At 40.1% G+C, this 23,623-nt stretch carries 18 protein-coding genes and 1 tRNA gene; 14 read left to right on the top strand and 5 right to left on the bottom strand.

Going from position 1 to position 23,623, the window contains the following annotated elements:
- Positions 1-509 precede the first annotated feature (509 nt).
- The 4 genes from gshA to H6G41_RS02440 all read left to right on the top strand — a co-directional run bounded on the left by gshA (position 510) and on the right by H6G41_RS02440 (position 5,894).
- Positions 510-1,649, top strand: coding sequence for a glutamate--cysteine ligase (gene gshA / locus H6G41_RS02455; RefSeq protein WP_190743264.1), 1,140 nt, complete (start codon positions 510-512; stop codon positions 1,647-1,649).
- A 285-nt stretch (positions 1,650-1,934) separates the two neighbouring features.
- A complete protein-coding gene (gene trmL, locus H6G41_RS02450; protein WP_190743262.1) occupies positions 1,935-2,396 on the top strand; it encodes a tRNA (uridine(34)/cytosine(34)/5-carboxymethylaminomethyluridine(34)-2'-O)-methyltransferase TrmL in 462 nt (153 codons plus the stop codon).
- 842 nt (positions 2,397-3,238) lie between these two features.
- Complete coding sequence (locus tag H6G41_RS02445; protein WP_308795780.1) at positions 3,239-5,533, top strand: peptidoglycan DD-metalloendopeptidase family protein; 2,295 nt, start codon at positions 3,239-3,241, stop codon at positions 5,531-5,533.
- A gap of 287 nt (positions 5,534-5,820) precedes the next feature.
- A tRNA-Met gene (locus H6G41_RS02440) sits at positions 5,821-5,894 on the top strand.
- A 109-nt stretch (positions 5,895-6,003) separates the two neighbouring features.
- On the opposite strand, the gene csaB is transcribed toward H6G41_RS02440, so the two are convergent.
- Positions 6,004-7,041, bottom strand: coding sequence for a polysaccharide pyruvyl transferase CsaB (gene csaB, locus H6G41_RS02435; protein WP_190743338.1), 1,038 nt, complete (start codon positions 7,039-7,041; stop codon positions 6,004-6,006).
- Positions 7,042-7,296: 255 nt separating this feature from the next.
- On the opposite strand from csaB, the gene H6G41_RS02430 reads away from it, so the two are divergent.
- From H6G41_RS02430 to hisA, 3 genes are read left to right on the top strand one after another with little or no spacing between them, the layout of a single operon-like run.
- The gene (locus tag H6G41_RS02430) at positions 7,297-7,644 is read left to right on the top strand and encodes a DUF2499 domain-containing protein (RefSeq protein ID WP_190539591.1); all 348 of its coding nucleotides are present in this window, start codon (positions 7,297-7,299) and stop codon (positions 7,642-7,644) included.
- A complete protein-coding gene (locus H6G41_RS02425) occupies positions 7,641-7,955 on the top strand; it encodes a DUF3593 domain-containing protein (protein WP_190539589.1) in 315 nt (104 codons plus the stop codon). The genes H6G41_RS02430 and H6G41_RS02425 overlap by 4 nt, the downstream gene beginning before the upstream one ends.
- Positions 7,956-7,986: 31 nt before the next feature.
- Positions 7,987-8,760, top strand: a complete 774-nt coding sequence (hisA, locus tag H6G41_RS02420) for a 1-(5-phosphoribosyl)-5-[(5-phosphoribosylamino)methylideneamino]imidazole-4-carboxamide isomerase (protein WP_190743258.1) — start codon at positions 7,987-7,989, stop codon at positions 8,758-8,760.
- Positions 8,761-10,106: 1,346 nt separating this feature from the next.
- Here the strand turns inward: hisA and H6G41_RS02415 are convergent.
- Positions 10,107-11,198, bottom strand: a complete 1,092-nt coding sequence (locus H6G41_RS02415; RefSeq protein ID WP_190743256.1) for a hypothetical protein — start codon at positions 11,196-11,198, stop codon at positions 10,107-10,109.
- A gap of 42 nt (positions 11,199-11,240) precedes the next feature.
- A complete protein-coding gene (locus H6G41_RS02410) occupies positions 11,241-12,224 on the bottom strand; it encodes a hypothetical protein (RefSeq protein ID WP_190743254.1) in 984 nt (327 codons plus the stop codon).
- Between the two features lie 476 nt (positions 12,225-12,700).
- Here H6G41_RS02410 and H6G41_RS02405 point away from each other — a divergent pair, with 476 nt between their 5' ends.
- The 5 genes from H6G41_RS02405 to H6G41_RS02385 all read left to right on the top strand — a co-directional run bounded on the left by H6G41_RS02405 (position 12,701) and on the right by H6G41_RS02385 (position 18,916).
- The gene (locus H6G41_RS02405; protein ID WP_190743252.1) at positions 12,701-13,453 is read left to right on the top strand and encodes a winged helix-turn-helix domain-containing protein; all 753 of its coding nucleotides are present in this window, start codon (positions 12,701-12,703) and stop codon (positions 13,451-13,453) included.
- A 53-nt stretch (positions 13,454-13,506) separates the two neighbouring features.
- Complete coding sequence (locus tag H6G41_RS02400; protein WP_190743250.1) at positions 13,507-14,838, top strand: cell wall metabolism sensor histidine kinase WalK; 1,332 nt, start codon at positions 13,507-13,509, stop codon at positions 14,836-14,838.
- A gap of 30 nt (positions 14,839-14,868) precedes the next feature.
- Complete coding sequence (gene phoU / locus H6G41_RS02395; RefSeq protein WP_308795778.1) at positions 14,869-15,537, top strand: phosphate signaling complex protein PhoU; 669 nt, start codon at positions 14,869-14,871, stop codon at positions 15,535-15,537.
- A 1,031-nt stretch (positions 15,538-16,568) separates the two neighbouring features.
- Positions 16,569-17,177 (top strand): Crp/Fnr family transcriptional regulator, encoded by a 609-nt coding sequence (locus tag H6G41_RS02390; RefSeq protein WP_190743248.1) that lies wholly within the window; start codon positions 16,569-16,571, stop codon positions 17,175-17,177.
- 155 nt (positions 17,178-17,332) lie between these two features.
- On the top strand, positions 17,333-18,916 hold the full coding sequence (locus tag H6G41_RS02385; RefSeq protein WP_190743246.1) for an iron uptake porin: 1,584 nt from the start codon (positions 17,333-17,335) through the stop codon (positions 18,914-18,916).
- A gap of 118 nt (positions 18,917-19,034) precedes the next feature.
- Here H6G41_RS02385 and H6G41_RS02380 read toward each other — a convergent pair whose 3' ends face one another.
- Positions 19,035-19,295, bottom strand: a complete 261-nt coding sequence (locus H6G41_RS02380; RefSeq protein WP_190743244.1) for a hypothetical protein — start codon at positions 19,293-19,295, stop codon at positions 19,035-19,037.
- 143 nt (positions 19,296-19,438) lie between these two features.
- Between H6G41_RS02380 and H6G41_RS02375 the strand changes: the two genes are divergently transcribed.
- Entirely contained in the window at positions 19,439-20,044 is a 606-nt protein-coding gene (locus H6G41_RS02375) for a DUF3318 domain-containing protein (protein ID WP_190743242.1), read from the top strand.
- A 50-nt stretch (positions 20,045-20,094) separates the two neighbouring features.
- On the opposite strand, the gene H6G41_RS02370 is transcribed toward H6G41_RS02375, so the two are convergent.
- Positions 20,095-21,369 carry a glycosyltransferase gene (locus H6G41_RS02370; RefSeq protein WP_190743240.1) on the bottom strand — a complete coding sequence of 425 codons (1,275 nt, stop codon included), beginning with the start codon at positions 21,367-21,369 and terminating at the stop codon, positions 20,095-20,097.
- Between the two features lie 1,057 nt (positions 21,370-22,426).
- Here H6G41_RS02370 and cofH point away from each other — a divergent pair.
- Positions 22,427-23,560: a 7,8-didemethyl-8-hydroxy-5-deazariboflavin synthase subunit CofH gene (gene cofH, locus H6G41_RS02365; RefSeq protein WP_190743237.1), complete on the top strand. Its 1,134-nt coding sequence runs from the start codon at positions 22,427-22,429 to the stop codon at positions 23,558-23,560.
- Positions 23,561-23,623: the final 63 nt, after the last annotated feature.

Here is a 23,623-nt window from a genome sequence, read left to right as displayed (position 1 = left end):
ACCGTCAACAAATTGTTAAGTAAAAGTTTATAGAGAATGGGTATAAGTTTATGAGAATATGAAAAGAGAGGGAACCATTAACCTTTATCCGAAATTGGTCTTTAGCCCCTTGTAAGCAATCGCTCAAGGAAATTAACAGCAATTAATACTGCTATTTTCTATCGGAAAATGCAGGTTATTTAATTAACAACAGTTAATGTTCAAAAACTCTAATTATCCTTGCTAGTTATGGGAAATGGGGAAGGAATTACCAATATTTCATACTCCATGCAGCAGGTAACATCCTCTACCCAAGGAATTGGAGTTTGTACTATTTGTAATGAATTACTAACACTTAGGGCATAAATTATTTATGCCTTTAGTATTCTTGATTGGTTTCAAAACTATTGAAATACTGATGGTGGTTGGTTTTTGGGAAAAATTGCCTATGAAAACTCAACACCAACATCCATGCAGAAAATCGTGTCATTGGCTACAATTTAGAGGCTAGGAGAGCCGAGGAGATTAAGGTGACCTTATCAAAAGGGTTTGAAATTGAGATGTACACTGGCACACCTCAAGGTGAAATTGTCGGACTCTCTGACAAAATCGTTGGGGCTTTAGATGGATTTGTGCGCGAGCCAGATAGCCGCAACGTAGAATATATAACTAGTCCATTACATAGTTATGAGCGGCTATTGTGTGCCTTGGTGCGTCCTCGGCAAAAATTGCGCCAATACCTTCAGCAATTAGGCGATTATACTTTAATTCCTGGCAGTACTCTATCTTTGGGTAGGAGCGATTGCTTCTTCCGTTCCGATCCCACAAATCCTTATCACGATTATATTGAGCGCACCTACGGCACAAAAGTAGTCACAGCTAGCGTACATATCAATGTTGGTATTAGCGATCCTGAGCTATTAATGCGGGCTTGTCGAGTAATTCGTGCAGAAGCACCCTTATTTCTCGCCCTTAGCGCTTCCTCGCCTTTTTTAGATGCTAAAGCTACTGGCTATCACTCTACCCGGTGGGGACTATTTCCCCACACACCAGCCCGCGTCCCTTTATTTGCAAGTCACGCCCATCATATCCAATGGGTAGAAGAACAGCTAGCGGCGGGTACAATGCAAAATGTCCGACATTTGTGGGCATCAGTACGCCCCAATGGCGATCGCCGTCCCCATGACTTAAATCGGCTAGAATTGCGAATTTGCGATTTAGTCACAGATCCCATTGCTTTACTAGCTATTACAGCCTTGTTAGAAGCACGGTTGTTACAAATCTTAGAAAACCCAGAAATCGATCCCTTAACTCAAAGTCAACTTTCCCATGAAGAATTGCTCGATTTAATTGCCAGCAACGAAGCAGCCGCAGCTGCGACTAGTTTAGATGCACCGCTTCAGCATTGGCAAGATGGCAGAACCATTATCGCTAGAGATTGGATAGAACAAATGTACCAAGAAGTTTGGGTGATCGCAAAACAACAAGGATTTAGTTGTTTCCTTTCTCCCTTGCACAAAATTCTCCGCGAAGGAAATGAAGCTCAACAATGGTTACAACTACATGGTGTAGGATTTGATTCCCAGCGCGTGATTTCTCAAGCAATTGTTGCCATCCAAGAACGGGAACTCGAATTAGAAGATAAATTGTGTTCCCCCTCAGTGGTGTAGCACTACACCCCAGAACATCTAGCAAATGATAGATTTCTTTGGAGGTATGAAAAACCCCCATAGTAAGCAGCATATAGCTGTAATAGGAAAAAATTATTATTCCCTTCAATTTAGATAATAAAACTCTCAAATAATCCTTTGAGAGTTAGTTTTCTTTGTTTTAAAAATCTAATCATTTGGCAGAGCTTGATAATTATTAACAAAACCTATAGATAGTTGATATTCCTTTGGTAGAATGTGACAGGCTGATACATTGTTTTTTAAAATACATTCTGTCCACTGACAATGCCCCAAGTAGTTTTAGTTAATCCCCTCATTCCCCCAAATACAGGCAATATTGCACGTACTTGTGCTGCCACAGGTACAGAGTTACATTTGGTAGGGCCTTTGGGATTTGAAATTAGCGATCGCTACTTGAAAAGAGCAGGTTTAGATTACTGGCCTTACGTCAAGCTGACCTATCACGAATCCATAGAAGCCTTTAAAGACAAACATCAGCAGCGTGGTGGTAGACTACTGGGTTTTTCTGTTAGAGGTACTGCTAATTATGCTCAATTTCAGTTTCAAGCAGATGACTGGCTGCTGTTTGGTAGCGAAACCACAGGCTTACCCCCAACAGTTCTATCCGCCTGCGATCGAACTATCTACATCCCCATGACAGAACCGCACGTTCGCAGCTTGAATCTGTCTGTGAGTGTAGCAGTCAGCTTGTTTGAAGCCCGCCGTCAGCTGGGCTATTTACAATAAATTTTTTTTAGAGAAAAATTAAGTAAAAATACTTAAAAAATTCAAAATTCCCACTACCCAAGTTAAATATTTGGGTAAACATCGCAAATATTAGCGATTGTTACAGCCAAATTCAAGTGAATGGTTATACTTGAGTCTGTAAGCTTTTACGAAGTTGAGTAAAAAATACTAACAAACCTCTGCGAGCTTATATAAGAAATTTGTATCTAAAATTCAGGTCAATTCGCAAATTGAATGATAGATTTTGATGAATTTCAATTATCCCTAAACCGGGGAACAAAAAGACTAAAACCTAGTCTTATAGGGCATTTAGTCATTTTGGACTCAAGCTTAATTTGCCAACAAGGCAAAAGTAGTTGGGAGATAATACGGTTGTCTTTTAGGGAATAATCAACGTAAAGTCTCGTGTTGGGTAGACGGATTGGTTAAATATCTCTTGAAGATATCTACAGCAGGGAGATTTGCTTTTTCAGAAGTGCTAGCGAATCCATTGCTGACAGCAAAAGTGGACATGGCAAAGTGCATATTTTTGTCCAGTCCCAACTACTTCAGCAAAATCAGCAAAAACAACTGTAAACAGCAACAAATCTTCGGGTGTGAGGAATGGAACGGACAAGTCAGCACAGCAAGTTAAGTTTTGCTAATGAGTGTGAACTTGTCTAAATCAGAGAAGCAGGTTAATCTTGCGTAAGTATCTCTGGTGGGTGTGATCTTGATCAATCTGCGGATGTGATCTAAATCATTGACTAGTATCAGACTGAAAAAACAATTGAGGTCAGTTAAGCGCTAGTGATCATAGGAGGTCGTCTTTGAAACGAGCATTGAAAAAGAGAGAAAAGGCTGTGCTGAACAATACCCCTAGCAGTGATGGTGCCCCGGTAGAACAGTCGAATACAAATAATTCTAGTTCTGCGGTAAACCACCGGGCAGGGACAAGAGCCGCCATGATTGGCTTGGCAATATCAATGGGAGCAACCAGTCTTTTGGTGACTCGGCAAAGCGATCAAGCCCAAGCAGCGGCTCCTGTAGGCAGCCAAAAGGCAGCCTCAAGCACTCCGGCTGTTCCTGACACTGAGATGAAATTTGCCCCCACAAAGCTGGAGACCCAAACCGCCTCATTACTGAGCGTACCGGAAAATCCCGTCATCGTGGAACCTACAGCAATTTCACAAGTGCCTGGGCTTGAAGCTAAATTGCAAGTTACAGCCAGTGGAATATCTGTGCCAGTTCCAGCATCAGAAGCGACTGCTAAATCCACAACTTATAAAAGTTCTTTCTATCAGCAACCCCAACTAGCAGAGGGCTTGCAAGCAGCGAACAAAATAAAACAACTACAGAAACTTTCTATTGCTAACAGTGTAGTTACCTCACCAACTACATCCCTGACACCACTAGCAACAGAAAACCAAGCTGCCCAAAGTGAAGTGACTGCGCAGTTAAAAGCGCAGCAAGAGTTTGCTCTCAATCGCTTACAAGAAAAATCGAACCGTTTAAAACAAAGTCTGGCGGAGTTGCGGTCTGAGGAGACCCAAAATTCATCCAAAGCTAACACTGAGTTGGCTCCAATCCCATCTGTTGTTGAGAAAGCGCCACAGCTCAATGCAAGCAAAATTACAACAGAGCAAACACTAACCAATACCAATGCCGACAAAGCTAGTCTGATATCGCGGCTAAAACAGGCAAAAGCTAGTACTCCTAATACTGCTGACACTGCTAGTACTGCTACTACTCCATCTGTAGTCACACCTGTACCAGCCACAATCAAAACTGCTGCACCAACATCTGCTGTATCCTACGAAGTCAAGCCAGGAGATACCCTAGCAGCGATCGCTAATAAATACGGTACATCAGTTTCAGAATTAGCCAAGGCAAATCATCTCAACAATCCCAATCAACTGCAAATCAGTCAGAAATTGGTAGTTCCTGCTGCTAAATTGGAGCACAGCACTGCTAACCAATCGACTGTAGCCGTTAACCCCACTGTAGAACAGGCTGATGTTACTGCCACAGTAGCGCCATCCCCTGTCAACACCCCTGTTGTTACCCCAACTGTAGCTGCGACACCACAATTACCAGTGGTCAACAACAGCAGTGTTACTCTACCAACACCCGTAACTGAGGAAACTCAGACTCAGACCAACACTGTAGTCTCTCAACCCGACTCCAAACCTGCTAACTCTTATGGCATGGGTGGTGATGCTCCGGTGCCCAAAGTGTTTGTGGAAATGCAGTCGAATAAAAAACCGCAGAAACTGGCGAGCACAAAAAGCAATGAGCGTCTCCAAAGCTTACAAGCAGAAATCCAGAGATTGCGGGAAAAATATCGCGCTCAACAAGCAGGCGTAGTCACACCAGTCGTCAGCGAAAATAAAAATCCTGCGGCGGTATCAGTTCCGGTTCTAAATCCCAGCAATTTTGCGGTATCTAGCCCAACTACACCCCGGAATTCTGTACAGATTCCCGTACCTGCACCCATTGGCACGACTAACTACACAGCTCAACCCATCAGGCCTGTGTATCGTGCAACTCAACCTACTGAGCCAGTAAACCCAGAGTTCTTGCCTAACCAGAATCCTGGACGCAAGACCCCTGTTACGAGAATTGCCACTCCTCCCAGAGGTGTCAACGCTTCTGATTCTTTAGGCAAAATGCGGGGAACTACAGTTTCTCCTAGTGGTTTACCAGCTTTGTCAGCAGTAGATCGATATCTACCCAAACCAATTGACGAAGCTATCCCCCCACCATCAACCTCAACCGCAGCTTATATTTGGCCAGCGAAAGGTGTACTGACCTCTGGCTATGGTTGGCGTTGGGGAAGAATGCACAAAGGAATTGACGTTGCTAACTCCACAGGTACACCAATTTACTCCTCAGCTGATGGTGTTGTAGCAAAAGCAGGCTGGAATAATGGTGGCTACGGAAATCTGGTAGAAATCCGCCATGCTGACGGCAGTATGACCCGCTATGCTCATAACAGCAAGATTTTTGTGCAGGTAGGTCAGCAAGTACGTCAAGGAGAAACAATTGCTGCAATGGGTAGTACTGGTTTCAGTACAGGGCCACACACTCACTTTGAAATTCATCCCCCAGGAAAGGGTGCAGTTAACCCGATTGCCTTGCTGGCAAGTCGGATCTAATTTCTGACTGTCTAAAATAAAACCATTGCTTGATTTTTTGAGGGAGTTTAGCTCCCTCTTTTGCTTTCTCTTATGCTTTCTTTCTGGTCATTCTTATAAAGTTCTGAGCGAAAGAAACCTCCGCTCAGACTTTGCGCTTTTTCATGAGTCATTTGTGCTGATTCGAGCTATAACTCTTTTCCCATGAATGTTATGGATTCGGGACTATTGATTCAAAAAAATTAGTTGTCAGCTAGACTAGCAATCATAAAGTTTTTCTGCTATATTTAGAAATGTGAAAAAAATACGGCTCAGTAGCTCAGTTGGTTAGAGCACGGGACTCATAAGCCTGGGGTCGTCTGTTCAAGTCAGACCTGAGCCATTGAACTTAACTGGCTTAGTTAAATTCTCACAAAAGCGATCGCACTTTCTAAAAATTAAAGTGCGATCGCTTAAATTTATCTGTAGCAAGCAAAAGCCCAAGGATTTTTTCAGCCTAATACTTCTACTAAAACCTCACGGTGGATCAAAGCTTGGTTTACCAAAGACTGAATCTTCTCAGGTGAAAGCGGATTACCATTAGTGTAATGCTTAATCCAAGCCTGACTAATCACATGAGGATCATCTGGTAAATTCGCTAAATCCCATCCAGGCATTTCTAGTTCTTCCATGAGGCGATTTACCTTAGGATCATAGCTAAGAGCAAAACAACGACAACCTTCGGCTGCTGCCATAATTAAGCTGTGCAGGCGCATTCCAATGGTCATTTCTACACCGCGATAAACGCCTTTTAAAAGCTGGGGATCTTCCAGACAGATAATTTGGCTCACATTTTGCAGATGGGGTTGAATAGCTTCCGCAATGCCTAAATCTTCACTTTTTTGAAACGGCAACAGTAAGATAAAAGCTTGGGTAGCTTTTTGAAAATCAACCACAGCGCGAGTTAAATTTGCCAAGCGCGTTTCTGTCAGTTGAGAATGCGATCGCAACGTCACCGCCACTCTAGGGGTTGGTAAATCGCTAAGTTCGGGTACAGGCTGGGATGCTAACGCCCAAACCGGATCGGGTGCGAGAATACTCTTAATTTGCCAATCAGATAACAAAGCCGCACTAGCGCGATCGCGTACACTAACCTTGGTACAACCTGCAAAATTCTGTCGCGCTAACCAACGAGTAGGCGATCGCTTTAGCGGCCCTATTCCTTGACCCCAAGCTATAGTTTTTAAACCCATCTGCTGTGCCAAAGTCATCAATCCCCCATAATAAAAAGGATTCATGGCACTAGTAACATCTTGGATTAAACTGCCACCGCCCCAAATAAAAGCATCGCAAGAACCCATAGCTTGGATGACAGGTAACAAAGCCATGCGATTCACAGTTTCAACACCATAGCGATCGCGCGTTTCCTGCGGATTACCAGAAAGTACCACAGGTGTCACATGGGGCGGTAACATTTGCAAAAGCGTTGCCAATAAAGCTTCGTCACCACCATTACCTTTTCCGTAATACCCAGATAATAACGCCCGCATCGGTTTCATTTGTGATTTGAGATTTTGCTAATTTTTACTAATTGACTTTCTTGGCACCTGATTATCTATTACTTATACAGAAGTTAGGCGCGATCGCTGGCATACTTGCCAAAAAATCCGATTTTTCTTATGGGAAGATGGGAAGAAGCAGGGGGAGCAGGGAGCAAGGGAGAAATAACTAATAAGTTTTGACCCTTAATCCTTGCTAATTAGCTCTTGACTCTTGACTTTTGACTTTTGACTTTTGACTTACTTATGCACGCCCTTTCAATTCCCACCTGGATAATTCATGTTTCTAGCGTCATTGAGTGGATGGCTGCCATTTGGTTAATCTGGACTTACGGCGAACTCACTGGTAACCGGACTTGGTGGGGATTATCCTTTGCCATGTTACCTGCTTTAGTCAGTGCCATGTGTGCTTGCACTTGGCATTATTTCGACAATCCAGAATCTTTAGAATGGCTGGTAACGCTTCAAGCTACCATGACCTTAGTTGGTAATTTTACCCTTTGGGCAGCTGCGGTATGGATTTGGCGTTCTGCCAAATCTGCCCATAAGGGAATAGATTCTGTTGCAGCCCAACCTATCAAATCAGAGCGATGATCTCAAAAGACGCCCTTTTTGCCCTGTCACTATTTCCTTACTTGGGTTTCTTGTGGTTTATCAGCCGCAGTCAACAAATGCCACGTTTGGCTTTGTATGGATTTTACGGCACTTTAGTGTTTGTCGGTGTTACCATCCCAGCTGGAATTTATGCCAAAGTACATTATGGTAAAGCTTTAGCCAATGTCGATTGGTTGCACGGTGGTGCAGAAGTGTTTTTGACTCTGGCGAATATTCTGATCGTGTTAGGTTTTTGGCAAGCTGTAAAGCAATTAAAACAGAAAATTGCCACAGAGAAAAACCACTTATAGCTAGCTTTGGATTGGATTGAGGACAAGGTAAATGGATGTAATTCCAGCAATTGATTTATTAGCAGGGCGCTGTGTAAGACTTTATCAGGGGGACTACGATCGCTCGCAAGTTTTTAGCGAGAACCCGGCTGATGTTGCTAAACAATGGGTAGATCATGGTGCATCTAGGCTACATGTGGTGGATCTTGATGGAGCCAAAGCCGGTAAGATTGTCAATTTAGCCGCAATTGAGGCGATCGCGCAAGCTGTATCCGTACCCATTCAAGTTGGTGGGGGATTGCGCGATCGCACCAGCGTTCAGCAGCTATTTAATACAGGCGTACAACGGGCGATTCTCGGAACTGTCGCCGTAGAACAACCCCAGTTAGTCCAGCAACTCTGCCAAGAATTCCCCAGACAGATTATTATTGGCATTGACGCACGTAACGGACTCGTAGCCACTCGCGGTTGGTTAGAAACCTCAGAAGTTTTAGCTACCCAACTAGCCGTACAAATGCAAGAATTGGGAGCAGCAGCCATTATTTACACCGATATCCATCGTGATGGTACACTCTCCGGCCCCAATATAGAAGCATTGCGAGAACTCGCTAGTACAATTTCAATTCCAGTCATAGCTTCTGGTGGTGTCAGTTCTGTTACCGACTTATTGAGCTTATTAGCTTTAGAACCCCAAGGTGTAACTGGTGTAATTGTTGGTCGTGCCTTGTATACTGGCGATGTTGACCTTAAAGAAGCATTACGTGCGATCGGCCCTGGACGTATTCAAGATATTCCCCCCAATCTGGATTTCTCCTCATTTGCTTAACATGTCCTCTCCTCTCTAAAAACAGATACAGCAGATTGCCAGTTGCTGAGGTACATATTATCGTTGATTGTAGGGGCAGTGGCACTGCCATGCCCCGACGCTGCCATGCCCCGAAGCGCGTACCTCATTTACTTTAAATTTTCCGGATTCATAATTTATACCCTTGTAGTCCAATGTGTAGCGAGTTAAGCATCAATCATTGTGTCCAATGAAACGTCCTCGTCCCAAACCTCCCAAAATTGGTAAGCCAAGCAAAACTGAACCTGGCGCTATTAGGTTTAACAGCAACCTCAAAAGCTTGATACAACAAACTAAGTTTCTATTTGTGAGAGTTTTTAAACATTAATTTTTAAATTTTTTAATTTTATTTTCAATTTTATTTTTAATAAGTAATGGGTTTCCTCTGTTCTAGGGACGTACAATCATAAGGCGTCTCTTTTTTTTTGAATTTATGTTACAAACTTAATTTTATGGCTCATTCTATGCTTTGCTTCTCATCCCGGCAAAGCCTGAATTACAAGCATTTTCATCGTCTGAAATCATACAACCTAAGAAAATTGAGAATTAGCTATTTTTATTTGAGTAAATTATAAACCCTTAAAATATTTTGCGGAAATAACCTGACATATCATGTAGATTAAAACTGTAGACAAATTACACATTCTTCACAGGGTTAAAATCATGTCCAATAAAGCAAACAAATCCCAGCAATCAGCCAATCAAAAAAATCAAGATCGTCAAACACCAGGTAGAAAAAAACCAATGGATAATGGAATTCCACCTAAAAGAGATCAATAAATCTGATTGTAGATAAATTATTTGTATTCCCAATTGTCTATCTAGAGTTTGCAGCAATATAGTATTTACAGAAAAACCATCAGCATTAATGATGATGGGTATAGAATTCTCTAGTCAGTCATTTAACCTCAAATTAGGCAAAAATAAACTGCTGACTACTAACTCATCATCATTAATAATGAAGGAAAAATCAATTAACTAGACTGGCTTTCTACATTTATTGTATTCACAAAACTACAAGTCTAGAATTTCAATTAGCCTCAAAAATCCTCACCTGTGTAGGTTGGGTTTAGGAACGAAACCCAACATAATATGCTGTTACAGCAGTTTTCACCTATTTGAACCACATCTGTCGTAGGGGCACGCCACCAGTAAAATTATTGTATATAGCAAAAGATTGTCGATGTTCCCTACAGCGTTGTCTATTTACCTGAAAATAGCTGTAAGTACTAATGCTTGTCTAAATTACATAACTACTTATATGGGCTGTTAACTGTCAAGTGTTAACAGCCCTCACGATGGATTTTGTCACTTAAGAGCAGAATAGTTTATTTATTCTTTACCTGACTTTTCGCCTGTTCTAAAGCAATTTCTTTAATCGCTTGATAAGAATTAACATTCGCAGTCCCTTCAATAGCTTTAACTGCTAAATCTTGCACTTGTTTGAGAGCAGATTCAAGTTGTTTAGAAAGGTTTTCCAGACGATTATCTTGATTACTAATAGTCTGCTCTAGAGACTGTAATCTCTGTTCGTAAAAACGCTTTTGTCCTTCAACTTCCTTATTGTACAAATCTGATTTAACTTTAGCTTGATAGTAAGCAATTCCCTTACCTTCTTCCGTGGCTTTTTTAATTGCGGTTTCTTTCTCTTTAGGAAATGCTTCTACTTTTGCTTTAGACTCTTCAAATTGCTTTTCTCGTTCTGCAATTGTTTTTTCCTTTTCCGCCCAAGCTTTCTCTGTTTCTTGCTGGAATTCTTCTAATTGTTTATTTAGCCCTTTTTGCTGTTGTTCATATTCATCTTGCGTCAACTTGCGCTGAAGTTCTAAATTATATTTATATTCTGCTTCATCTCTTTGGCGAGTTTTCTTGAGATTTTCATCTCGTTCTTTGACTAATCGATGATTTTCATCTTGTTCTTTAAGCCAAGTTTTTCTTTGTTCATCTAACTCTTGAAATAAAACTTCCTTCTGTTGGCTAAATTCTTCTTGATAATTCTTAGAATTATCTTCATAACTAGCAATCAGATTATCCAAAATATCAGCAGTAATTTCTAAATTATGTAGTTGCTTTAATTCTTGAACTTCTTTCTCTACATTTTCTCTAATTTCTCCTAATTTCGATGCTTGTGTCGTTAGCTGTTCAGATAATTCATTTGCCGCACTACCAAAGCCCAATTGAATTTTAGCCAAGCTTTCAATGGTATAATTCATTTTTTGTTGTACAGTAGATGGCTGATTCATAGTAGTTTTTGGTTCTATTTTGGGCTTATCTTTACTAGAAGATTGGCTTAGAGATTGGTTTTCTTTCAAAACTTGATTCAGTTGCGTTTTTACAGATGCTGCTTCTTTGGCTAACTCTTCATAAGCCTGAAGAATTTCCGCTTTAGTACTCTTATCAGTTGGTTTTTTCGCTACCACAACAACCCTCCATTATTTACAAAATCACTTTTCAATTAATTTCTATTTAGCATTAGAACTATCAAAAGCTCTCATCGCTAAGTCTTGAGCCTGTTTTAATGCAGTTTGCAATTGAGTAGTAATACCTTCAATTTGCTCGGTTTGTTTTTTAATCGTTTCTTCTAAAGACTGAATTTTGAGTTCGTAACTCTGTTTGCTAGATTCCCACTCTTTCTCAAACAAATCAGCTTCAACCTTAGCTTTTTGGTTGGTTTCTTTAATGGCTTCTTCTCTGGCTTTCTTAATAGCCTCTTCCAACTCTGTCGGGAAAGCCGCAATTTTCTTTTGGTTTTCTGCAAATAGAGACTGGTTTACATTCAGGACTTTTTCTCGTTCCGTCCAATTTTTCTCTTTCTGTTGAGTGCTTTCTTGGATTTCTCTTTCTAAATTGCGTTTTCTGGCTTCATAAGCATCTGTAGTTAGCTTTCTTGTAGTTTCTAACTTATATTGATATTCTTCCGCTTCAGTATTGCGTTGTTTCGCTATTAATTCATTGTAAGCTTGTAAAGCTTCTTCATATTCTGCTTGTTCTTTTTGCCATTCTTTACGCCTAATGGTAATTTCTTTTTCTAAAGCTTCGCGCTTACTAGATATTTCTTGTTCTAAAAACTTTAACTTTTCTTGATGCTCTTGATTTAAAATATCTAAAGCATCGGCGACAATTCTGATTTGTTGCAGTTCTTGTAAATGCTGAGTTTCAATTTCTATAGCTCGATTTAATTCATCTAATTTAGCGGTTTCTTTTGCTAATTTTTCTGACAGAGAAGTGACAATGCTACCAAATTCTAATTGTAAATCAGCTAAACCTTTAACAATACTATCTACCGTATATGTAGAAGCCGCAGCTAAGATTTCTTGATTTTTTGCCTTTTCTGCTTCCTCTTGTTTCGTAGCTATTTTTAAATCTAATTTTTTCCGTTCTGCGAGAATTTGTTGAAATGCTTGTACTATTTGTTGTTTGCTGTCTTTGACTGCAACTGTAGTCATACTTCAACTCCTGTCAAAATGGAACAATGTAGCGAGTAGCAAGTCATACCAAAACATACTCGATGCAGACATCAGAGTAGCCTAAAAATCAGCGTTTTTAGCGCAGTGTAAATACTGAAAGGTAGAATCAAAAGGCACTTACTGCTTCTTGAAAGTGTCCTTCAATCCTTGCTTTTGCTGGGTAAAGTATTTTTTATTTGCTTGATAGTATTTATGTACTAATATGGTACTAGATTGAATTTATTCTTGTCAAGATGCAAATGTAGTTATAGATAAACTTCAAGATATAAATTTACTGCAAACATCCTTGGCAGGGTGTAGCGTTGATACTTATAATAAGTTGGGTAATGTTACGGATGTTAAGTTTTATAAATGAAGCCAGCGGATGTAGAATTGCAGCTACATCCAAGCAAGATAATTGATCCAATTGCCATATCGATCGCAGAACAGACCCAACCTTTTGTGACACTAATCTAATGTATACCAGTGAATCAACCAAGTTTTCTGCCAAAGCAGATATAGGGCAAACCAGCCGTATTCTCATAGTCGAAGATGAAGAACTAATCCGAGAAATGGTAGTTGTAGCATTGGAGGAAGAAGGCTATGAGGTAGTAACTACCACAGATGGGCGAGCAGCTGTAGAATATCTCAAAAACTGTGAACCCAACTCAGGGGAAGAGTCCTTAGACTTGGTAATCCTTGACTTAATGCTGCCACAGATAAATGGATTAGATATTTGCCGCTTACTGCGTCATCAAGGCAACCCAGTACCAATTTTAATGATTAGTGCCAAAGGCAGTGAAACTGACCGCGTACTCGGTTTAGAGGTGGGTGCAGATGACTATCTAACCAAACCTTTTAGTATGCGGGAATTAGTTGCGCGTTGTCGTGCTTTACTACGTCGCCAACGCTTCAGCACTGTGCCACAACTACCGATTTTAAAGTACAAGGATGTCAGCTTGAATCCACAAGAGTGTAGGGTTCTAGTCCGCGGTCAAGAGGTAAATCTCTCCCCCAAAGAGTTTCGACTTCTAGAACTATTTATGAGTTATGCGCGCCGGGTGTGGTCGCGGGAACAACTGCTAGATCAAGTCTGGGGGCCAGATTTTGTGGGAGACAGTAAAACCGTTGACGTTCACATCCGTTGGTTGCGGGAAAAATTAGAGCTAGACCCCAGTCGTCCCGAATATATTGTGACTGTCAGAGGTTTTGGCTATCGATTTGGATAAATGTGGACGATAATTGTTAGTTTTTAGTTGTGATCGAGCAACTAATAACTTAAATGTTTCTATTGGGATTTTCTCTGGGTTTAGCCTTAGGCATTGGATTTTGGATATGGCAACAGGTACAACTGGAGCATTACCTGAAGCGAATATTCAAACCTTTAAATTCTCATTATTCCAACATAGCACTGCCGCTGATGCCCCGTCTGCGGCAGAGAATTGCTGTGCTTATGCAAAAACGGCAGGATTTACAGGAGACTTTGGAAACATACCAAGAACTGCTGAATGTTGCACCGTTAGGATATTTGCAGGTAGATGAAGAAAATCAACTGCTGTGGTGCAATAAATTAGCTAAGGAAATATTGTACCTAGAGCGCTGGCAACCAGGACAAGTGCGATTATTACTAGAGTTAGTGCGGTCTTATGAACTTGACCGCTTAATTGAGCAAACGCGAGATTGTCAACAACCAAGGGTGAAAGAGTGGGTGTTTCACCCCTCTTTTGAGAATGCGGCAGCAATGTTAGAAGTAAAGTCTCTGGCTTTACGTGCAACTAGTTTCCCTTTACCGAAGGGACAAGTGGGGGTATTTTTGGAAAATTGCCAACCGCTGCTAGATATGAATCAAGTCAGAGAGCGTTCTTTTTCCGATCTAGCCCATGAACTGAGAACACCCTTAACTTCGATTCGTTTGGTTGTGGAAACTTTACAAAACCGCTTGGAACCACCTTTAAATCGTTGGGTTAACCGCCTGATGCAAGAAGTCGATCGTTTGATTAACTTGGTACAAGGTTGGTTAGATCTCACTCAAATGGAAACAGATCCAACTATTCAATTAAATCCGGAAACAGTGGAAGTGCGATCGCTCATTACCTCTGTTTGGGAAAGTTTAGAACCCCTAGCTCAAAGGCAAAATCTCAATCTGAGCTATTCACAAACAGAATCTGTCTTAATTAAGGCAGATCGCTCGCGGATGTATCAAGTTTTTCTTAACTTGCTAGACAACTGTATTAAATACAGTCCTGCTGACACCACTATTCAAATTCAAGCCAAAATAATATCACCAGAAGATACTCAAAGTATCAATTCTACTCCCCCCACTTTAGAAATCGATATTATTGACTCTGGCGTTGGTTTTTCCCAAACAGATTTACCCCATGTTTTTGAACGCTTCTACCGGGGGGATAAAGCACGGGCACGTAATCAAGTACAAGATACTAATTCGACAACTACAATTGTAGGTAGTGGTTTAGGGTTGGCAATAGTCAAACAAATTATTCTCGCCCACGGTGGCTGGATCAAAGCCATGAATCACCCCGAAACTGGTGGTGCATGGATACAATTCCAACTACCAGAAGTCATGGCAAATACCTCCAGCCAAGACTATAGTTAAAAAAATAACTCCAATCTTAACAAGATAAGTGTGAACGCTGCCATTGATAGCTCCAATTCTGATGGAAACCAGCTAGCACGCGCTATGAGGCGCTTAGAGCGGGATGTATTACGCATGGGAGCTTTGGTGGAACAATCGTTTCGTCTCAGTCATCAAGCCTTATTTTCCCGCAATTTAACAGCAGCTGAGGCACTTCCTCAATTAGATAAAAAAATTGATCGCTTTTATAGACAGATAGAATCAGACTGTACGGCGATTATGACTATGCAAGACCCTGCGCCGCAAGATTTGCGGTGCTTGAGTGCTTTTATGCAGCTAGTACGAGATTTAGAGCGAATTGGGGATTACGCTGAAGATATTGCTGAAATTGCCATTAAAATCTTTCCTTATCCACCTCATCCGTCTTTACCAGAGATTGCAGTTATGTCCCATCATGCGCAAGCGATGTTAGCTACTAGCTTAGTGGCTTTAGCTGATTTGGATGAAGCTGGTGGACGAAGTATTAAGCATTTGGATGATACTGTCGATAATGCCTATGAACGTCTATATCAGACTTTAGCTTTTCAAAAGGATGTTCCAGGTGTGGTAGAACCGATTGTACTGTTAGCTTTGGCTATTCGCTATTTAGAGCGCATGGCAGATCATGCTACTAACATCGGGCAAAGAGTAGCCTATATTGTGACTGGTCAACATTATTGATTAAAGTCAGTAGAAGTGAGCAAACTCGGGCAATCAAGATTAATGTTGTCAACAATCCATAGTCAATAATAGACACATAGACTATTGACCGTTTATAGTTTCGAGTAAAATCAAATATGAAAAATTAGTGAACTAGCATACATTTCACTAAAAGCTTACCTATTCTTAAACTTTCAAATTTAAAGTTAAGTCAAGATAGACAGTGATACTTCAGCAATCTCAGACTAATAAGTATCGCTTTTTTGAAGTCTTGGTCTGAAGGGGAAATATTAATTATATTAATCTTGGCACTAATATTTTGTATAAATAAACACTTGATTTACACTAATAAATCTATTGGTTGTTTGCTAACCCAACTTCAGTGTGAATAACAAATAAAACACTCTGTAATTTTAGGTGATTGATTATACTAGGAATTTTAGGAAAAAATGTATGGCTCGTCCCAGATGTTTTTGATAGCAAATTTTAAATATTCTCCAACCTACTACTTAACTTTAGCAATGAATTAGCCACAATCTCAGTTACGTATTTTTTATCTTATTAAAATTCACTGAAATCAAAAAAGTTTTTACCAGAATATGACAAATATCAAAATTTTAGCTAAGTTTCCCTCATTTGGAGTGATTTTATCATTTAAAAAATTTTATTTATAACCAGACTCAATCCAATAAATTATCTTGATTAATTCTCTAGGTTTGAATTGTATTATTGCGCATTATCTATATTAATAATTCAATATTTAAATGCATTGATTATGTTATATAAATGATTTAACGCTGAATATTAAATGTATTAATGTAATATAGTAATTAATAATACAGTAATTGCAAAATTTATATTCAATGTAGTAAGGAGCAAATTTGATTGAATATCTAAATAATTGTCATTAATTAAAAATATTTAAAATTGTCTAGCAGAAAATTAATTGTATAAATTTCACTAAGTATCGATAATTTATGAGCAATTATCCAAGTAGCGATCAAAAGTTTTACGGCATTCCATTATTTCTAGTCGCTTAAACCTGTATCTGAATGTATTCCACAAGTCCTACCACAGAATCGGCATTGACATTGAATCATTCCATCCTAAATGGGCAGTTACCTCAAAGAATATTTGCTCGTGGCGAAATAATTCCCCCACGCAATGAAGTACTATGGCGCATTGAACGGGGAGCAGTTCGTACTTTAACTTGGAGTGAAGATGGAACATATATTACTCTAGGTTATTGGGGCCCGGGCGATATCATTGGTTATCCTTTATCTAGAGTTAAACCATATCAAATTGAATCTTTAACCAGACTAGAAGTTAGTATTTTACCGCCACATCTTTGGTATGAAGATGTCGGTGCTTTATTATCTCATATTCAACAGGCGGAAGAATTACTAAGTATAGTACATCGTAAACCTATATCAGTACGCTTGTGGTATTTTCTATTGTGGTTAAGTGAAAAATTTGGTATTGCAGTAGAACAGGGTAAATTACTCGATCTAAATATCACTCATCAGGAAATAGCAGAAGTTTTAAATACTACAAGGGTAACGATAACCCGACTTTTACAGCAATTTGAAGAAGAAGGAAAGCTATTGCGTCAAAAAAGACGGATGATTATTTGTTTACCTAATAAAATTATCAAAGAATAGGATAAAATAATTTTGGTTTGCTTGTGAAAAGTACCAAATAACTTTGGTAAAATCATGGGTGACTTAAATGTAAGTAAATTCCTTAATGAAACAATTTTTTTAGGGTAAATTTACTTAGGTTTTGATTAGTTTAGGTGTGTGTGAGAGTAAAAGTAATGAAAAAAGCATTTTGGGAGCTTGTAAAGATTGGCCCTTTAGTTGTTGCTGCCACGTTTTTGACAGCAAACAGCACCCTAGCTGCTGAAGCCAACGAACAGGTAACTGGTGTTAGTCAGTTGGCGCAAGACTCTAGCAGCATGGATCAAGTTACATCCGTTTCCCAATTTTCGGATGTACAGCCTACAGACTGGGCATTTCAAGCTTTACAATCCTTGGTTGAGCGTTATGGCTGTATCGCAGGTTATCCCAACGGTACTTATCGGGGTAATCGTGCTTTAACTCGTTATGAATTTGCTGCTGGGTTGAATGCTTGTTTGGATCGAGTTAACGAACTGATTGCTACAGCTACTGCTGATTTAGTAACCAAGCAAGATTTAGCGACTTTACAGCGCTTACAAGAAGAATTTTCTGCTGAATTAGCTACGTTGCGCGGTCGTGTTGATTCTTTAGAAGCACGTACTGCTGAATTAGAAGCAAATCAATTCTCTACTACTACCAAGTTACAAGGGGAAGCGATTTTCAACGTTGGGCAGGCTTTTGGTGATACGAGAGCTGACAATGGTGCTAACTTAGAATCGAATACTGTTTTTTCCGATCGCGTTCGCTTAACCTTAAATAGCAGTTTTACCGGAAAAGATCAGTTGCAAATTCGTTTGCAAGGTCGCAACACTATCTCTAATCAAACTGTAACTGGTACCAACATGACCCGTTTGGGCTTTGATGGTGGCACTAACAACAGTGTTGAAATTGATAAAATTAACTATGCTTTCAACTTCGGCGATGCAATTAGGGTCAAAGTTGATGCGACTGGCGCTGAGTTGAACGAGAACTTTTATACCTTTAACCCTGATTTTTCTAGTTCTGGTAGAGGTGCTTTATCTCGTTACGGACGCTTCAGCCCGATCTATCGTCAAGGTGGTGACGGTGCTGGTATAAGTGTGAACGTTAATCCTAACGGGCCTTTGACCTTTAGTGCAGCTTATATCGCCCAAGGTAATAATGCTAGCAATCCGGCTGACGGTAGCGGGTTATTTGGTGGTAGTAACACCTTTTTTGGTCAGATAGCTTTCAAGCCCAACAAAGCTTTAAATGTGGGCTTTAGCTATGCTCGTACTTACCAAAGCGTTCCTAGCTTATTCCAAGGTACAGGTAGTACATTTGCTAACAGACCTTTTGGTAGTAACACTCGAACTGAAGCTAACCATTATGGTATACAAGCTACCTTCCAACCTAGTGCTAAGTTGGCTTTGAGTGGTTGGGCTGGTTATACTGAGGCCGATTCTGCTACTGATAACAGAAGTGCAGATGCTTGGTATTGGGCTGCTTCACTGGGCGTGAGAGACTTAGGTGCAAAAGGTAACGTTCTCGGTGTTATCTTCGGTCAACCACCAAAAATCACCGGTGGTAGCGGTATTGCTTCAGAATCTGGCACATCCTACCATTTAGAAGGTCTATACAAAGTAAGGGTTTCTGATAATATTCAGGTTACCCCTGGTTTGTTAGTGATTTTCAATCCTGAACACAACGACAATAATAACAGTATCTACGTAGGTACTTTACGTACTACCTTCAGTTTCTAAGGTTGGTAATAGGTTTTCAAGGGTGGGAAAATCCTGCCCTGAATGACTTATTTTTGACTTTCTATAAATGGCAAGATTTAACCCGCTTCAAGGCGGGTTTTTGTTTGTGTATAAATAGTTATAAAGGATTAATATTTTGTTGACTAGATAGATCGGTTGGCGGGCGATCGCTACTCCAAGCCCACCAAGCACAACTACAGTGACAATTGTAGAATTCTTGCCATTTACGGCGACGGTCTTCTGTAATTACAGGCGATCGCCGATTGAGCCAAACATCTATAGCTTCTCGGCTACTGGCTTTACAGCTAGGACAGCAAAACTGATAAGCGTGAATTGCTTTATTTGTCCATTCAGGTGGGGTGGGAGCGAAAGCGTCCATGTATCTGAGAAGTGATCGCATATAAAAGGTTAGCATGAAAAGTAATTTTTTTGTCATGTGTCATTGGTATGTGTCTCCCTCATCTCTTTATTCCCAGGGGATAATCAGATAACTAAGTACTTCAGCTAATATGCATTAATTTTATGGAGCCTAGTCTTGAGATTCGCCGTTTACTAGATGTTATGCCTGCTTCAGCCAGGATGCTGACAAAAATCACCAACAAACCCGAACAGCCAAAGGTGATTGATACTTCTTTCCCTTTGCCTTGGAACCAAGAACGACCGATATATATTAATTTTGATTTATGGTTTCGTTTGTCAAAATCACAAAGAGATTTACTACTGTTACAAAGAGTTAGCTGGTTAACAGGAGTACAGTGGTTCAAACCGAATATTTATCAAGGAATAGTACTTTTGGGATTGTTGGGCGGGTTAGTTGAATCAACGCAATCAGATGTAGTTGGTGTAGCCATTGGTGTAGGATTAAGTGCGATCGCTGGTTTTCGCCTCTGGCGTAATCATCAATCTCCAGAGATGGAATTAAATGCTGATGCTGCGGCGATTCGCATCGCTGGGCGGCGGGGTTACTCAGAAGCGGAAGCCGCATCAAGTTTGTTATCTGCAATTGAAGCGGTAGCTAAGATTGAGGGACGTACTGGGTTAAATTTTAGCGAGTTAATTCGTTGCCAAAATTTAAGAGCGATCGCGGGTTTATCACCTGTAGGCATACCAGAAAATTACACAAAATAGGAAAAAGCTCCCAATAGTCAACAATCGTTGCTAATTTTTTCCCAACTTCACTATTTCACATCAGTAACTCGCCAGCTGAGTTTTAAGTTTACCCAGAAATTCCAAATGGTAGCAACGGCGATCGCAATCAGGTTGGCGATATAGCGGTTGGGAATGAGAAAATTAAATACTAAGTTCAAAACCAGTACATTTAAGAGTAATCCTGCTAAACAAATGAGATTAAATTTTAAAAAGCGCTTCAAGCGTTGACGCCATTCCTGCTGCTTCATGGAGACATCAGCAAAAGTCCAAGCATCGTTCCATAAGAAATTATTGAAAATGGCAATTTCGCCGGCAATAATTTTACTACGAGTTAAAGGCAAAGCTAAGGTTGTGGGGTCACTCAGTAAATAAAGTATTGCCATATCTACAAATACGCCACTGAGTCCTACCAATCCAAAACGGAGGAATCTACCAAGGGGAAAACCAAGGTTTTGACTCAACTGTTCTAATTGTCCTGTAGCTTGACTAACTCGCCGCCAACCTCCTGTAGTTAATCGCAAGCGTAGGAGGTGGCGGAGATAATCTACATATTGCTTCCATGTCACCTTGCTTTCGCCTTCTTTGCGTTCGCAGAACACATAGCCGACTTCAGTAATTTCACTTACATTTCCTCGCCCAATTACTTCTAAGAGAATTTTGTATCCTACTGGATTCAGGATTGTCCCAGCGATCGCATTTCGCCGGATCATAAAATAACCGCTCATGGGGTCAGAAACTCTCCCCAAAACTCCTGGTAAGATAATTAATCCTAGAAGTTGCGCCCCACGGGACAGAAAACGCCTGATCGCACTCCAACTGCTAACACCGCCGCCTTCAACGTGACGGCTAGCTACTGCCAAATCTGCGCCTTGTTGAATTTGGGTTAATAATTGTGTCAATACTTCTGGTGGATGCTGTAAATCTCCGTCAATCACTCCCAGGATGCGCCCTCGAGCTACTTGCCAACCCCGAATTACGGCTGAAGATAGCCCCCGTTCCTGTTGTCGCCGCATTACCTGCAATTGCGGATATTTTTCTGTGAGGGATTGTGCAACTTCCCAAGTGCGATCGGGACTATCATCATCTACCACAATTAGTTCATACTGTCCAGAAATAGATTCATCTAATAACTGACTCAAAATCTTGACAACTTGATGAATATTGTCACGTTCTTTGTAAGTGGGAATTACTAGAGAAAGGATAATAGCTTCCCTATTTGTTGATGTAATTTGAGGCGGAAATTCCGGAATTTGTAATTGACCAGTTGGTACGGGTAATAATGAAGTAGGTTGGCGTTGAATCATTAGTGTAAACTTCCACTGAATTGATTGGGTATTTTAATTATTTTTATGCGTTAAGTTGGCGTTCAAATATGTTTAAATTTAAAATTTTCCAGGAATATTAAAATTTTAAAATTACCCGACATAAAAGTATAGCAATCCTTTTTGATATATGAACAGAAACGATAAGTAAGATAGGTATTTATAACTCATTTTAGGATTAGTATATAGCAATGAGCTTAATTTCGGATTTAATTAATACTATTAGATTTCAGTAATTTTACCAAATTAAGACTGGAGACTTTACTCTTGTAAACAGGATTCACATCATAATATTTTTGAATGTTTTTTTCTAAATCTACTGATGGTTTAAACAAAAATATATTTTCTCTCTGATCAAGAACAATAGTTTTACTAGGCTGCTGCGTTAGTTGAAAATCAGTTTCCGACTTGAGCATATGCATTAATCCTAAATAACATTAATGAAACTGCCATTGAACTTGTCAATGGCAGTCTAAATAAATCTTGATATAAGTAATATATACTGACTAAAGACAATAAGCTGATTACAGGAGAAAGACTTCTAATTACAGTTACTAAATTACCAAAGAACTGCGACCATAACCAAGCAATAACATAATATAAGAATCCGCTTTGATTCGGTGAAATCATTTGCTGAGGAAGGGAACAGGTAACTCTTAACAGAGAACAGGTAAGAAGGAATAAAAGTGTACTGAGTTTTTTTCAGAAATCGAATAAAATATTAGTCTTATAAAATAAGAACTATAATAATTTTGAGCCATCTGGGGTATACCTGCCGACGTTTCTGATGTAGAGTTTCTATGTGTAGGGAGTTTTGAGAACGTCTGTTATTTAAGTAAGTAAGTAATTTAATTTCACCGGGCAGTAACTAACTCAACAATAATAATAGGTCGAAGTATACAGTAAAATCTACCTAAATTATAGATTGAAAATTAGATTTTAAATTTATTTTAGTAATAATTATTACTTACAATTTGTTACTGAGATCGCTATTCAGGATTCCTGGCAAAATAAAAGGAGTAACTTGGTTTTCGCTCCTGTGAAGCATAAAACTGTTGATGATATTCTCGACCGTGCCTTGCTGGGATATGATATATCTCCAATTGAGGGAGTGGTGTTGTTAAAACAAACAGATCCACAAGCGATCGCCCTCATTCAAAGCACGGCCGATACACTCCGCCAGCGTCAAGTTGGTGATGTAGTTACCTACGTCATAAATCGTAATATTAACTTTACTAATATTTGCGAGCAGCACTGTAGTTTTTGTGCATTTCGTCGCGATGACGGCGATCGCGGCGCTTATTGGTTAGATTGGGCACAAATCTTAGAAAAAGCAACGGATGGGGTAAAACGAGGTGCAACGGAAATCTGTATGCAAGGGGGATTGAACCCACAAGCTCAGATTAATGGTAAATCGCTGCCTTATTATCTCAAACTAGTGGAAACTATCAAGCAGGAGTTTCCCCAGCTACACTTACACGCTTTCTCGCCCCAGGAAGTGCAATTTATTGCCAGAGTTGATGGAGTTAAATATGCTGATGTCATTACAGCTTTGCGCGATGCCGGTGTAGACTCAATGCCAGGAACAGCCGCTGAGGTGTTAGATGATGAAGTCAGGCGAGTACTATGTCCGGAAAAAATTGATACGGCAACTTGGTTAGAAATTGTCAGTACAGCTCATCAATTAGGCTTGCATACAACAAGTACTATGCTTTCAGGACATATAGAAAGTCCAGAACAGCAAATCGCACATTTAGAAAAATTGCGATCGCTGCAAATAACCGCCATGAAAAACGGCTATCCGGCGAAAATTACGGAGTTTATTTTATTACCTTTTGTCGGGCAGGAAGCACCCAAACCTCTACGTCGGCGGGTAGGACGCGATCAACCGGTTCTAAGTGATAGCTTACTGTTGACGGCTGTAGCGCGGATTTATTTAGGAAATTGGATTCCTAACCATCAACCGAGTTGGGTAAAGCTGGGGTTAGATGGGGCGACAACAGCTTTATTGTGGGGTTGTAACGATATTGGCGGCACATTGATGGAAGAACATATTACCTCAATGGCGGGTGCAGTTGGTGGTACATACATGCCTCCAGAAACCTTACAAAATGCGATCGCTTCTTTAGGTAGACCTTACCAACAAAGGAACACTCTCTATCAAAAACATTGAATTCAGCACTGATGCTTCATCCTTAGTCATGATCCCCAGGATACCAATCCAAGATACTATGGA

Origin of the sequence: Tolypothrix sp. FACHB-123, assembly GCF_014697075.1 — a bacterium.
In the GTDB taxonomy this organism is placed as follows: domain Bacteria; phylum Cyanobacteriota; class Cyanobacteriia; order Cyanobacteriales; family Nostocaceae; genus Aulosira.
Note: the sequence above shows the minus strand (reverse complement) of the source record. Positions and strands in the feature narration are given on the sequence as shown.